The 13,107-nt window shown below is 72.0% G+C and carries 13 protein-coding genes; 3 read left to right on the forward strand and 10 right to left on the reverse strand.

Annotated elements, in window-relative coordinates; genetic code table 11:
* Nucleotides 1-11 precede the first annotated feature (11 nt).
* The 8 genes from BN1197_RS04175 to BN1197_RS04210 form a co-directional block, all read right to left on the reverse strand.
* Complete coding sequence (locus tag BN1197_RS04175) at nucleotides 12-821, reverse strand: IS1096 element passenger TnpR family protein (protein WP_040156348.1); 810 nt, start codon at nucleotides 819-821, stop codon at nucleotides 12-14.
* Between the two features lie 95 nt (nucleotides 822-916).
* Nucleotides 917-1,777: a putative hydro-lyase gene (locus BN1197_RS04180; RefSeq protein ID WP_082043605.1), complete on the reverse strand. Its 861-nt coding sequence runs from the start codon at nucleotides 1,775-1,777 to the stop codon at nucleotides 917-919.
* Nucleotides 1,774-2,706, reverse strand: coding sequence for a 5-oxoprolinase subunit C family protein (locus BN1197_RS04185; protein ID WP_052465965.1), 933 nt, complete (start codon nucleotides 2,704-2,706; stop codon nucleotides 1,774-1,776). The genes BN1197_RS04180 and BN1197_RS04185 overlap by 4 nt, the downstream gene beginning before the upstream one ends.
* Entirely contained in the window at nucleotides 2,703-3,449 is a 747-nt protein-coding gene (locus BN1197_RS04190) for a 5-oxoprolinase subunit B family protein (RefSeq protein WP_082043606.1), read from the reverse strand. The genes BN1197_RS04185 and BN1197_RS04190 overlap by 4 nt, the downstream gene beginning before the upstream one ends.
* A gap of 31 nt (nucleotides 3,450-3,480) precedes the next feature.
* On the reverse strand, nucleotides 3,481-4,251 hold the full coding sequence (locus BN1197_RS04195) for a LamB/YcsF family protein (RefSeq protein WP_040156354.1): 771 nt from the start codon (nucleotides 4,249-4,251) through the stop codon (nucleotides 3,481-3,483).
* Nucleotides 4,248-5,417 carry an NRAMP family divalent metal transporter gene (locus BN1197_RS04200; protein ID WP_082043628.1) on the reverse strand — a complete coding sequence of 390 codons (1,170 nt, stop codon included), beginning with the start codon at nucleotides 5,415-5,417 and terminating at the stop codon, nucleotides 4,248-4,250. The genes BN1197_RS04195 and BN1197_RS04200 overlap by 4 nt, the downstream gene beginning before the upstream one ends.
* 113 nt (nucleotides 5,418-5,530) lie before the next feature.
* Entirely contained in the window at nucleotides 5,531-6,748 is a 1,218-nt protein-coding gene (locus tag BN1197_RS04205) for a pyridoxal phosphate-dependent aminotransferase (RefSeq protein WP_040156704.1), read from the reverse strand.
* 150 nt (nucleotides 6,749-6,898) lie between these two features.
* Nucleotides 6,899-7,996, reverse strand: a complete 1,098-nt coding sequence (locus BN1197_RS04210) for a GNAT family N-acetyltransferase (RefSeq protein ID WP_245851817.1) — start codon at nucleotides 7,994-7,996, stop codon at nucleotides 6,899-6,901.
* Nucleotides 7,997-8,092: 96 nt separating this feature from the next.
* On the opposite strand from BN1197_RS04210, the gene BN1197_RS04215 reads away from it, so the two are divergent.
* The gene (locus BN1197_RS04215) at nucleotides 8,093-9,337 is read left to right on the forward strand and encodes a hypothetical protein (protein ID WP_040156359.1); all 1,245 of its coding nucleotides are present in this window, start codon (nucleotides 8,093-8,095) and stop codon (nucleotides 9,335-9,337) included.
* Between the two features lie 26 nt (nucleotides 9,338-9,363).
* On the opposite strand, the gene BN1197_RS04220 is transcribed toward BN1197_RS04215, so the two are convergent.
* Together BN1197_RS04220 and BN1197_RS04225 are read right to left on the reverse strand one after the other, a co-directional pair.
* Nucleotides 9,364-10,125: an ABC transporter permease subunit gene (locus BN1197_RS04220; protein ID WP_040156360.1), complete on the reverse strand. Its 762-nt coding sequence runs from the start codon at nucleotides 10,123-10,125 to the stop codon at nucleotides 9,364-9,366.
* Nucleotides 10,126-10,161: 36 nt separating this feature from the next.
* Nucleotides 10,162-11,034 (reverse strand): ABC transporter ATP-binding protein, encoded by an 873-nt coding sequence (locus BN1197_RS04225; protein WP_040156362.1) that lies wholly within the window; start codon nucleotides 11,032-11,034, stop codon nucleotides 10,162-10,164.
* 466 nt (nucleotides 11,035-11,500) lie between these two features.
* Between BN1197_RS04225 and BN1197_RS04230 the strand changes: the two genes are divergently transcribed.
* Together BN1197_RS04230 and BN1197_RS04235 are read left to right on the forward strand one after the other, a co-directional pair.
* Nucleotides 11,501-12,403 carry a sensor histidine kinase gene (locus BN1197_RS04230; protein WP_052465966.1) on the forward strand — a complete coding sequence of 301 codons (903 nt, stop codon included), beginning with the start codon at nucleotides 11,501-11,503 and terminating at the stop codon, nucleotides 12,401-12,403.
* Entirely contained in the window at nucleotides 12,400-13,059 is a 660-nt protein-coding gene (locus tag BN1197_RS04235) for a response regulator transcription factor (protein ID WP_040156364.1), read from the forward strand. Before BN1197_RS04230 ends, BN1197_RS04235 begins: the two co-directional genes overlap by 4 nt.
* Nucleotides 13,060-13,107 lie beyond the last annotated feature (48 nt).

Consider the following 13,107-nt stretch of genomic DNA (forward strand, 5'->3'; position numbering starts at 1 on the left):
GGTCCGGTGTGTCACGCGTCCGGGGGAGGCCCCGGATCGTCGGGGCGGGGGTAGGCGAGGGCGGCGCGGACGTGGCGGCCGGGGCTCAACACCTCCGACCAGGGCGGAGCGTCCGACCGCTGCCGGTCGAGCGCGATGCCGTACACGGCGGCGGAGCCGAGGTCGGCGGGTGGCCCCGCGCGTCGCCCGCCGATGCAGCCGACGACGGGCACCGCACCCGCCGCCACCGGCGGCATCGGCATGACGTCCTCCGCGACGATCGTGCACCGCCACGCGAAATGCGGACCGTAGTCGTACCGCATGCGCGCCCGGGGTTCGTCGAGCACACGGACCAACGGCACCGTCCACTCCTCGGGAGAGTCCGGGGCCCGACGTGCCGTCCACTGGTTGCGAAACGTCGTGCCGACCCGCGTGCTGCGTTCCCGGCGCACGACATCGCGAAAGCGGTACTCCGCATCACGACTCCACCGGAACGCCGCGGCGAGGACGGGGTGCAGCCGATCGAGGGTGAGCGATCCCCCGCAGATGAGGCGCCGCCAGATCGGCGGGGTCGTGCCGAGGATGTCGACGCGGAACGTCACGAGCACGTCACTGGTCGCCGCCGCCCCCTCGTGCCACACCGGACGGTCGAGGCCGTCGACCTCCTCAGCACGTGGGCCGCGCATGTGCCGGAGCGCCTCGCCCTCCCACGGCCCGGAGGGGTTCCACGAGTCGGGAGACATCTCGCGATCGGAGCCCCCCGCTCCCGGCGCACCACCGGCCGTGCGTCGCCACAGCGGGAACCGAATGACGTTGTCGCCCTGCGGATCACGCTCGACCATGTGTTCCGCTCTCTTCCCGGTGCGGCGCGTCGGTCGTACCCGTCACCGCCTGCCCACGACGGCGAGAGACGCTGAGAAGCCGGCGGAGGCCACGCTCACGGCACCTGATAGTCGGCGTCCTTCGCGTCGGTGATGAGCATGTGGCCGGGGGCGTGGGTGATCGCGAACCGCGGGCGGCTCTCGAGGAGCATCGCCTGCGGGGTGACGCCACAGGCCCAGAACACCGGCACCTCACCGGGGCGGATCTCGACGGGGTCGCCGTAGTCGGGCGCGCCGATGTCGGCGATGCCGAGCCCGCCGGGGTCGCCGACGTGCACCGGCGCGCCGTGAACGCCCGGATACCGCGACGAGATGCGCACGGCGTCGGCCACCTGGTCACCGGGAATCGGGCGCATCGAGACGACGAGCGGCCCGCGCAGGTCCCCGGCCGGCCGGCAGGCCCGGTCGGTGCGGTACATCGCGACGTTCGTGCCGGTCTCGATGTGCCGCACGGGGATTCCGGCTGCAAGGAGGGGGTGTTCGAACGTGAACGAGCACCCGAGCATGAACGTGACGAGGTCGTCGCGCCAGTACTCGCGCACATCGTCGGGCTCGGCCTGCAGTTCCCCGTCGACGAACACGCGGTACTTCGGCACGTCGGTGCGCACGTCACCGTCGAGGATGGGCCCGGAGACCTCCCCGGCGTCGAGCACGTCGAGCAGGGGGCACGGCTTGGGGTTGCGCTGACAGAAGAGCAGCATGTCGAAGGCCATCTCGGCGGGCACGCTGATGAGGTTCGCCTGCGCGTACCCCGAGGACCATCCCGACGTGGGAGTGACCAGGCCCTCGCGGAACATCTTCCGCGCCTCGTCCGGGCGCAGGCGCGCGACGTCCTCGCCCACGCGGGCCGAGGTCGCGTCGACGTCGGTGTCCTCGGGCTCGACACCCTCCTCCAACACCACGTCCGGATCGCTCATCGTCCTTCCTTTCTCCAGATCAGACGCACCTCGTCGCCGGGACGGAGCTGGGCCGCCCGATCGATGTCGGCGTCGACGACGACGGCGGCCACGGGATAACCGCCGGTCACGGGGTGGTCGGCGAGGAAGAGCACCGGCTCCCCGCCCGCAGGCACCTGGATCGAGCCGCGGACGACGCCCTCGGAGGGAAGCTCGGCGGACTCGTGCGCGGCGTTGCGTCCGACGTTCGCACCCTCGAGCCGCACCCCGATGCGATCGCTGCGGGAGGACACCTTCCACACCGGCTCGGTCAGTGCATCCCGCGACTCGATCCAATCCAGGCGCGGCCCGGGCGCGATGCGCAGCTCCACCTGCCCGGAATCGGTGTAGGTGAGGGCCCGCAGCGCGACGGCGTCGATCGTCGGCAACGCCATCGTCAGTTCGCCGATACTCAGCAGGTCGCCCACCTCGAGAGGTTTCGGGCCGAGCCCGGAGAGGATGTCGGTGGAGCGCGAGCCCAGCACGGGTTCGACGTCGAAGCCCCCGCGCACGGCGACGTAGCTGCGCAGTCCGCTGGTCGACATGCCGAGTCGGAGCTCGTCGCCGTCACGGAGCCGGATGAGCTCGCCCACCGACCGGTCGCGCCCGTCGACGGTGAGCGACAGGGGTGCGCCGACGACCGTGACGAGCATCGAGCCGTGCGCCCGCAACGCGAGGCCGCCGAGGGTGACCTCGATACCGGCGGCCTCCTCGCGGTTACCGACGATGCGTTGCGCGAGGCAGTGGGAGCGCCGATCCGCGGCTCCGGATCGACCGACGCCGAGGCGGGCGAGCCCGGGGCGACCGAGATCTTCGATGATGGCCCGTGGCCCGACCGCGACGACCTCCAGCGCGCCGTGCGGGTGGAGGGCGAAGTCGGACGTGGTCGGCTTGGGGCGATCGGGGTTCACGAGCGTCCTCCTGCGTCGACGAACCGCACGAGCACGCCCGGAGAGAGCAGGGCGGGCGGGGTGCGGTCGGTGTTCCACATCTTCTCGTCGGTGTGACCGATGAGCTGCCACCCACCCGGTGACGTGCGCGGATACACGGCGCTGTACGAGCCGGCGAGCGCGACCGCGCCGTCGGGTACCGCGGTGCGCGGCTCCTTGCGACGCGGCACCTGGAGCCGGGGGTCGCCCTCGACGAGGTAGAAGAAGCCCGGCGCGAAGCCACCGAACGCGGCCCGCCACGGGGTACCGGTATGGGCCGCGACGACCTCCTCGACCGAGAGACCGGTGTGCTCGGCCACCTCTTCGAGGTCGGGGCCGTCGTAGATCACCGGGATCTCCACGACCTGCTCCTCGGCGGCGGCCGCCTCGCCGGCCTCGGCGACGTCGAGCCGGCGCACGGCCTGTTCGAGACGCCCGAGATCGGTGCCGGCGGGCACGGTGAGCATGAGCGTCTGGGCCGCGGGAAGCACGTCGACGACCGCGGCCAGCTCCTCGTCACCCGCCTCCTGCGCCGCGCGTACGGCGGCGTCGAGGAGCAGCACCGCGTCGAGGTCCTCGAGGTCGACGAGGATCCCGGTGTCCCCGAGCCGGTGGACGACGCGGTCGTCGGCCGGGGGCGCATCCTGGGCCGCGTCGCTGTCACCGCGCTGCCCGTTCTGCGGGACGGTGGCGGTCCCGGTTTCCGAATCCGTGTCGTCGGTCATGTCGGACCTCCTGGAGGGGGTGGGAGTCGGGTCAGCGGCCGGCGAAGGCGGTGACCTCGAGATCGGCGGCCGTGAGGGCGTCACGAACCGCGGCGGCCATGGCGACCGCGCCCGGGCTGTCGCCGTGGACGCAGATCGAGTCGGCGTCGATGCTCAGGGTCGAGCCGTCGACGGCGGTGAGGGTGCCGGTGGTGACGAGCTGCACCATGCGCGCCGAGACCTCCTGCGGGTCGTGCAGCACCGAGCCGGCCTGACTGCGCGGGGCGAGGGTGCCGTCGGGCAGGTAGCCGCGATCGGCGAACGCCTCGCGGGCGGTGCCGAGGCCGGCCTGCGCGGCGAGGTCGAGGACGACCGAGCCGGGCAGACCGAGCACGACGAGCTCAGGGTCGAACGCGACGATCGCCTCGACGACCGCGGCCGCCTGGGCCTCGTGGTGGACGATCGCGTTGTAGAGCGCGCCGTGCGGCTTGACGTACCGGATGCGGGTGCCCGCGACCTGGGCCATCGCCTGCAGGGCTCCGAGCTGGTACAGCACGTCGGCCGACAGCTCGGCGGGCGCGATGTCCATGAACCGGCGCCCGAACCCCGCGAGGTCGCGGTAGGCGACGTGCGCGCCGACGGTGACGCCGCGCTCGGCCGCCTCCGCGCAGGTGCGCCGGGCGACGCTGGGGTCGCCGGCGTGGAACCCGCAGGCGACGTTGGCGCTGCTGACGAGGTCGAGCATCGCGGCGTCGTCGCCCATGGGCCAACTGCCGAAGGCCTCACCGAGGTCGGAGTTGAGGTCGATGCTCGTGCGCGTCATGACGCCGCCAGTTTGGTGAAGAAGTCGCTCACGGCGAGCCAGCCCAGGTAGAGGGTGAGCAGCCAGGCGAGGATGCCGACGACGGTGAGCCACGTCGGGTGCTTGTAGCGCCCGCCGAACAGGTCACGGCGGAAGAAGATCGCCACGAGGATCACCGTGAAGCCGATCGGCAGGATGATGCCGTTGAAGAGGCCGGCGAAGATGAGCAGTTGGACCGGGGCCTGCTTGAGCACGACGTAGGCGATGACGCAGACGGCGATGAACGCGATGGTCAGCAGGTTGCGGGTGCGCGCCGGGGTCTTGCTCGTCGTGATGAACGAGACCGAGGTGTACGAGGCGCCGATGACCGAGGTGATCGCCGCGGCCCAGAGGATGACGCCGAACAGGCGCAGGCCGAGGTCGCCGGCCGCGTGCTGGAACGCGCTGGCCGAGGGGTTGGCCGGGTCGAGGGCGAAGCCGCCGGCGGTGACGCCGAGGATGGCGAAGAAGAGCAAGAACCGCATGATCGCGGTGATGATGATGCCCGTGAGCGAGCTGCGGGCGATCTCGCCGGCGTTCTCGGGGCCCGTGGTGCCCGAGTCGAGCAGGCGGTGGGCGCCCGCGTAGGTGATGTAACCGCCCACGGTGCCGCCGATGAGGGTCGTGATCGCCTTGACCATCGCCGGGCTGGTGTTCTCGGGCAGGACGATGTTGCGCATCGCGTCCCCGACGGGCGGGTTGGACGTGAACGCCACGAACCCGGTGAGCACGATCATGAGCAGACCGAGGACGACGACGATGCGGTCGAGCGCGGCGCCGGCGGCCTTGGACAGGAAGACGCCGATCGCGATGAGCGCCGAGAGGACTCCGCCCCAGATCGGGTCGAGACCCATGAGCGCGTTGAGTCCGAGACCCGTGCCGGCGACGTTGCCGATGTTGAACACGAGGCCGCCGACGAACACCAGGGCGGTGAGCAGCCAGCCGAGGCCGGGCAGCACGCTGTTGGCGAGCTCGTGGGCACGCATGCCCGAGACGCCGACGACGCGCCACACGTTCATCTGCACGGCGATGTCGACGAGGATCGACACGACGATCGCGAACGCGAACGCCGCCCCGAGGCTGGCGGTGAACGTCGTCGTCTGGGTGATGAAGCCCGGTCCGATGGCGCTCGTCGCCATGAGGAACATGGCGCCGAACAGGGCGGTGGTGCGTGCCCGTCTCGCGGCGCGAGCGTTCGCCTCGTCGGGCGTCAGTGCTGAGGTGGACAACGTCGTCTCCTGTGGGGGTGGAGGGGTGGAGGTCAGCGGCTGCCGACGAACCGGGCGAGGCGGGTGAACGCCTCGTCGATCTCGTCCGTGGTGCCGGCGAAGCTGATGCGGACGAATCGGGTGCCGTCGAGCGGACTGGGGTGATCGGAGCGGGCAGGGGCGAAGTCGATTCCCGGGGTGATCGCCACCCCGGTCGCATCGAGCACCTCCTCGCACCAGCGGGCGGAGTCGTCGGTGAGGTGCGCGACGTGGGCGTAAGCGTAGAAGGCTCCGTCCACCGGCGCGAGCCCGCTCACCCCGATTTCTGGCAGCCGCCGAAGCACCAGATCGCGGTTGCGCGCGTATCGGCTCACGTGCGAGTCGAGTTCGGCTGTGGCCTCCGGTGAGAACGCCGCGAGCGCCGCCACCTGGGAGATCACCGGGGCGCAGATGTTGAGGTTGCCGAGCAGCAGTTCGACCGGGCGCACGAGCTCGTCCGGCAGCACGACCCACCCCACGCGCCAGCCCGTCATCGAGTAGTACTTGCTGAACGAGCCGACGACGACCGCGTTCGAGCTGAACTCCGCTGCGCTGTGGGCGGGTTCGTCGAAGGTGATGCCGTGGTAGATCTCGTCGCTGATGAGCAGCGTGCCGTGGGCGTCGCACCAACGGGCGATCGCCTCGAGTTCCGTCGCGGGGACGAGGGTGCCGGTGGGGTTGGCCGGGGAGGCGAGGATGAGTCCGGCCGGGGCGCCGTGCTCACGCGCGTACTCCTCGAGCATCTCGGCGGTGGGCTGGAACCGCGTCTGCTCCCCGCAGTCGAGTTCGACGACGCGGCACCCGAGGGCGGAGAGCGTGTTGCGGTAGGCCGGATAACCGGGCCGCGCCATGAGCACGACGTCGCCCACGTCGAACGCGGCGAGGAACACGGCGGTGAATCCGCCGGAGGAGCCGGTCGTCACCGCGACGCGCTCGGGTGCGAGCGCGACGCCGTACGTCGAGCGGTAGTGCTCGGCGATGGCCTCGCGCAGCCTCGGCAGCCCGAGCGCGTCGCAGTAGCCGAGAACCTCGCTCTCCAGGGCGCGGGCCGCGGTCTCGCGCACGACGCGCGGTGCGGGGGTCGACGGCTGTCCGACGCACAGGGCGATGACGTCACCGTGCGTCGCCGCGCGGCGGCCGGCCGCCTTGAGCACCTCCATGACGTGGAAGGGCTCGACCCGGCCGCGAACGGAGACTCGGGGTGAGGGCGGGGCATCGGTCGGGTCCGGCATGCGCTCATCCTGCACCACCCGAACGTCACCCTCGGCCGCTCGGGCCACCCGGATCCGCGGCCCGGCCGGTCACCTCACCGAGCCTGTCGAGAAGCGCGGAACGGCCGTCTTCGCATCTCCCGGGAGGAACCGCGCAGTTCTCGGTCGGTCTCAGTACGTCACGTCGCGGTGCCAGGATTCGGTGACGTACTTGGTCTCCCACCCCATCGAGCGGTAGAGGCCGTCGGCGCCGGTCGGGGACGCGTCGTCGACCTCGAGACCGACGCGGTTGCGATCGCGGCTCGCGGTGTCGGCGATGACGGTCCCGAGCAGGCCCTTCGCGACACCCATGCCCCGGGCGTCGCGATGCACGCCGATGTAGTCGATGTAGCTGCCGAAGGAGTCGGTCGCGTCCGGCGCGAGCATGGTGCAGACGACGGCACCGGCCGGTCGCTCCTGCCCGTTCTTCTCCCGGATCGTCGCGAGCCACCACTGGTCCCAGGCGTGTCCCGGCTCCTCCATGAGACGGTGGACGAACTCGGGAAAGCTCTCGCGGTAGGCGTTGAAGTGGTCCTCGAACGACGTCTCGAGCACCCAATGGACGGCCTGCACGTCGATGGCGAACGGGTTGCCGTTGAGGCGGAGGCGGACCCTGCGGATCTCGACCCCCTCGCGCGGCTCCGGGAACGCCGACTCCTCCTCGGTGACCGGACGCGACATCTGCAGCCAGCGTCGCGTCCGGCGGAACCCGGCCGCCTCGAGCCAGCGCCGCTGGCGCTCGTCGCCCTCGTACGCGCCGGTGTCGAGCTGGGTGCTGTTCAGCCCGCGCAGAAGGGTGAAGGACCTGCTCGCCTCGACGCACCAGCGGAAGAGGGTCTCGGCGAGGCGGTCGGCGATCGCGTCCTCGAGTCTCGGGTCGATGGTGACGTGGGTGAGGGTGCGACCCGCTGCACGGTCGTGCACCGCCGCCCACCCCCGGGCCTGTCCGAGCTCGTCGAACACGGCGACCTGCCGTCGCGTCCACGAGCCGATGTCGGCGATCTCCGCGAGCACGGCCTCGACGTCGGGCACGCCGGAGCCCGTCGCCGCACGGGCCACGGCCGCGCGGAGCATCGCGAGCGGGGCGATGTCGCGTTCGTCGGGGTCGCGAGAGGTCCACCCGGCCGGCAGACGATCGGTGGTGAGGTCGAGATTCATGGCGACGACGATACGAGCCGCGGATCCGACGTCTCGGCGCGCCACCGGGCCGGCGGCGGTGGCGTCGGTCACCTGCGACCCTGCGGCTGCGGCGGATCCGCCGGGTCCGTCGCGGCGATCGTCAGGGCATCATGGGGAGCATCGACCGCTCCCGGGAGGAGGTGCCGTATGGACCGCCGCCGAGTCGACATCGGCGCCGTCTTCCTCCACCTCGCCGTCGTCGCCGGGATGGTCGGTGGGGTGCTGCTGCTCCTGCGGCAGGTCGTGCCGTCGCTGACGATGCTCGCCGTCGCGGTGGGGCTGGCCGCCCTGGGCAAACGGACACCCCCGCCTGCCGACCCGTTCGACGACCGTGACGTCCTGCCCCCCATCCCGATCCCCGACCCACCGCGTGACCGACTGCCCTCGGGGAGTCCTCACGTCGAGGCCTCCGAGGCGCCGTCGTCGAGCGCCCGCGACGGGGAGCCGGTCATTCTCCCCGACCCACCGCGTGACCGACTGCCCTCGGGGAGTCCTCACGTCGAGGCCTCCGAGGCGCCGTCGTCGAGCGCCCGCGACGGGGAGCCGGTCATTCCCCGTCTCGTCCCCCCGCCCGCCGGACGTCCCGCCGACGTCTGGGCCCCGGCGACGCGGCGCGTCCGCGTCGTCACCGGGACGGCGGAGGCACCCGCCCTCGACCGTGTGCGTCGCCGCGGCCCTCTGTTGCGGGCCGTGCTCGCCTCGGACCTCGCCGGCCCTCACCACCCCTACGACGTCGCCGTCTTCGTCGAGGACGAGCACGTGGGCGATCTCGGTGGAGACGCCGTGCTCGACTACGGTCCGCGGCTCGCCGCCCTCGCCGTGCAAGGCGTCGACGTGCGCACCCAGGCCTTCCTCATGCCGGCGGGCCTCGACATCGCCCTGCCCGAGCCGGAGGGTCTCGTGCCGGTCAACGACGTGCCGGCCGGCGTCGTCCTGCCGCACGGGATGCCACTCACGGTGCTGACCGGGGCGTCGAGCCGGCCGGGCAACACTCCTGGGCTGCCGAAACGGGTTGCCATAGAAGGTGATTCGACCGGTGATTCGACCGGTGACGACGTCACCGAGGATCCCGCCGCTCGGTTGCTGCGCCGCTACGCGCGACCCGGCGAGGACGTGTGGCTGGCGGTCACCCTCGTGGCCGAGGCCTCTCCTCACCGCGGTCAGGGCATCCGCGGGATCAGCGTCCTCCTCGACGGTGTCACGGTCGGCCGACTGGCACCCGCCGACGTCGGCGACATCGCCCCGCTGCTCACCTACCTCGGCGACCGCCACCTCACGGCGGTCGCCGCGGCCGTCCTCCGCGGCTCCTCCCTGCACTCTCGGCTCACCGTCTCCTGCATCCGTGCTCAGGACGCCGACGAGGAGTGGCTGCGGCACCTCGGTCGCGCGTAGCGGTGAGCACCTGCGCCGGGCGCCGCTCAGACGTCGCGTCGCGCGTTGCGGACGAACCCGACCGCCAGCGGCACGACGATCCACAGCACGATCGCCGACACGACGGCCGGCGCCTCGGCGGCGCCGCGACCTGACATGCCGCCGAGGAACGTCGCGTAGACGTCGACGTACGGAGCCGCCGGGGCGGTGAGAGTCCAGGTGCCGAGGAGCTGAGGGACGATCTGGGGAAGAAGGAGGAGGACCGCCAGCGCCAGCGGCGCGCTGAGCAGAGCCGCGCCGAGGGCCGCACCGACCAGCGTCATCCCTCCGATCGACCACAGGAGGGCGCCGGTGACCTCGGTCGTCTCCCGCGCACCGGGCATCGGCGCCCCGAGCAGGGCGAGCACGAGCAGGCTCGTGCCGACGGCGAGCACGACCACGCCGAGGATGAGGATGACGAGGGCGATGAGCTTGGCCGTGAGCACCCGTGAACGTCTCGGGTCGAAGGCGTAGGTGAACAACGCCGTCCGGTGCCGCCACTCGCCGGCGATGGCAAGGATCGCCACGATCGGCAGGAGGAACACCAGGGGGGCCGAGCCCTCGTTGATCAGCGTGCGCAGGTCGGCGTCGCGACCGTCGAAGACACCGGTCAGGCCGATGACGAGCAGCGTGAGACCGCAGGTCAGGGCCAGCAGACCCAGGGACGCCCGGGTGTCGACGAGCTTGCGCAACTCGATGTGGATGCGAGTCGCCATGGGGATCGGCGTCTGCGTCGTGGTGGTGCGTGCGGCGAGGGCGGTGGATGCCATCGGGGTCTCCGTTCGGTGGGTCTTCGCGCGGGGCGATCAAGCGCTGCGGGTGAGGGCGAGGAAGGCCGACTCGAGGTCGCCGCCCGAGGGTTCGAGCCGGGTGAGCACGAGTCGGTGCGTGAGGGCGAGCTCGCCGATCGAGGCGGGCGGCGCGTCGACGATCAGCCCGGCGTTGCCGGCTTCATGGGAGATGCCGGCCTCGTCGAGCACCGACGTCAGGGCGTCGAGGTCGGTGCTCTGCACGAGCTGCTGTGTGGCCTCGCCGCGCAGAGCGTCGGTGTCGCCCTCCATCACGAGGCGCCCCCGGTGCAGGACGACCACCCGGTCGGCGATCGCCTGGACCTCCGTGAGCAGGTGCGACGACAGCAGCACGGTGCCGCCGTCGGCGGCGAAGTCGTCGAGCAGGCCGCGCATCCAGTGGATCCCCTCGGGGTCGAGACCGTTGGCGGGCTCGTCGAGGATGAGCACGTGCGGGTCGCCGATGAGCGCGGAGGCGATGCCGAGGCGTTGCCGCATCCCGAGGGAGTAGGCGCCGACCCGTTTACCTCCGGCGTCCGCGAGCCCGACGCGTTCGAGCATCGGCGCCACCGTGGAGGTGTCGACACCGGCGGCCATGGCCGCGAGCCGCAGGGCCTCCGCACCCGTGCGACCGGGGTGCTGGGCCGAGGCGTCGAGCATGACGCCGGCCACCCGCGCCGGCCTGGGGAGGTCGGTGAACCTCGTCCCGTCGACCGTCGCCGTTCCGCTGTCGGGGCGGCTGAGTCCGCAGACCATGCGGAGGGCGGTCGACTTGCCGGCACCGTTGGGGCCGAGGAATCCGGTGACGCGGCCCGAGGGTGCGGTGAACGTGAGGTCGTCGACGGCGCGGTGGTCGCCGAAGGTCTTGGTGAGGCCGGTGAGCTCGATCATGACTCCACGGTGGCCGGGCACCACCGGGCGTGGCATCTGCCGGACGGGTCTTTCCGCAGGTCCGAAGGGATGATGCCGGCGGCACACGCATGAGCCGTTCGGGCGATGTCTCCCGGGCCGCGGGGCTCGTATGGTCGAGACGTGCGACCACTGGGCGAGCGAGCGAACTTCGCGCTGCGGACGTCCGTGTACGTCGCGGTCGTCGTCCTCAGCGTCGTCGGGCCGATCCTCGACTTCACGGCGCCGATGCGGGTGGTGGCGGCCCTGCTGGGCGTCGTCGCCGCACTGGCGGCGTGCCTCCGCGTGCGTCACCCGTGGATGCTGCCCGTGGTCTCGCTGCTCGCCGTTCCCCTCGTGGGTCCGGCGCTGGTCTACGTGGCCATCGTCTCGTTGACGGCCCGACGCCGTGACCGCGGGGTGTGGGTCTTCGTGGCGGCCGCGGTTTCTCGTCATCCTCGTCCCGTCCATGGCGAGCGGCGGCACGGTCGAGATCTCACGGGCCGACGGAACCCCGACACTGGTGGAGAACGCCGCGGCCAACTGGGCCGCTCACCTGCTCATCGTCTTCATGTGCGTGCTCGTCGGCACGTCGATCCGCACCCGCCGGGAGCTTCTCGCCAGCCTCGAGGATCGGGCGCTGCGGGCGGAGTCGGAGCGCGCCTCCCGGGCGCGGGAGGCCGTGCTGCTCGAGCGAGCGCGGATCGCCCGGGAGATGCACGACGTCCTCGGCCACAAGATCTCGCTGCTCACGATGCAGGCGGGGGCACTCGAGGTGAACCCCGCTGCCGGTGCCGACGTCATCGAGCGGGAGGCGGGCCGCATCCGCCTCACGGCTCGTGAGGCGCTGGAGGATCTGCGCAGCGTGATCGGCGCGCTGGAGGAGGACGCGGCGCCCCGCGAGCCCGGCCCGGGGCTCGCCGAGGTGCCGGGCCTCGTGGCGCGATATCTCGACGCGGGGGCGAGGATCGACCTCGAGGACGCCGTGACGACCCGTCTCGACGTCGCCGATGTCGACGCGAGCGCCGGGCGGGCGATCCACCGGGTGCTCACCGAGAGCCTGACCAACGCCCACCGTCATGCGCCGCGGTCTCCGGTGCAGGTGCGGCTCTCGGGTGAACCGGGGCGTGGGGTCGACCTTCTCATCGAGAACCCGGCCGAGTCCCCGGCGGTCGAGTCCTCGACGGTCGCATCCACGGCGGTCGAGTCCTCGGGTGGGACGGGGCTCACCGGCCTCGCCGAGCGGGTCAGACTGGCCGGGGGCGTTTTCGGCGCCGGGATGCGAGACGGGGTGTTCCGGGTGGAGGCGTGGTTTCCGTGGTCCGTGCGCGACGACGACTCCCCCACGTCGCGCGAGGAGCCGATCCGATGATCCGCGTGCTGCTCGTCGACGACGACGCGCTCGTCCGCGCAGGACTGTCGATGATCCTCTCGGCGGCCGACGACATCGAGGTCGTCGCCGAGGTCGTCGCCGAGGCCGCCGACGGTGAGGCCGGCGTCGAGGCGGTCGCGCGGTCGCGTCCGGACGTCGTGCTCATGGACATCCGCATGCCCGGTGTCGACGGCATCGCCGCGACCCAACGGATCCGCGCCCTGCCCGACCCGCCCCAGGTCCTCGTCATCACGACGTTCAGGGCCGACGAATACGTCTTCGGAGCACTGCGAGCGGGGGCGATCGGATTCCTGCTCAAGGACACCCCACCGCGTGAACTGGCCGACGCCGTGCGCACGGTCGCGGCGGGCCGGGCGATGCTGGCGCCGGATCACACCCGAGCCCTCATCGACCGGTACGCGGGCGGCGGGGCGCGAGGCGATGAGGCCCGCGCCCGGCTGGCGGTGCTCAGCGAACGTGAACAGCAGGTCGCGGCCGCCGTCGCCCGCGGACTGTCCAACGCCGAGATCGCGGCCGAGCTCTACCTGTCGGAGGCGACGGTCAAGGCGCACCTCGCGCACGTGTTCACCAAGCTCGATCTCAACCGGGTCCAGGTCGCGATCCTCGCCCACGACGCAGGCCTGAACGAGCGGTGAGGCGAACGTGGACGGTGACCGGGTGACGCGAACGTGGACCGTGACCGC

The sequence above is a fragment of the Mobilicoccus massiliensis genome, from assembly GCF_000826525.2.
Lineage (GTDB): Bacteria > Actinomycetota > Actinomycetes > Actinomycetales > Dermatophilaceae > Mobilicoccus > Mobilicoccus massiliensis.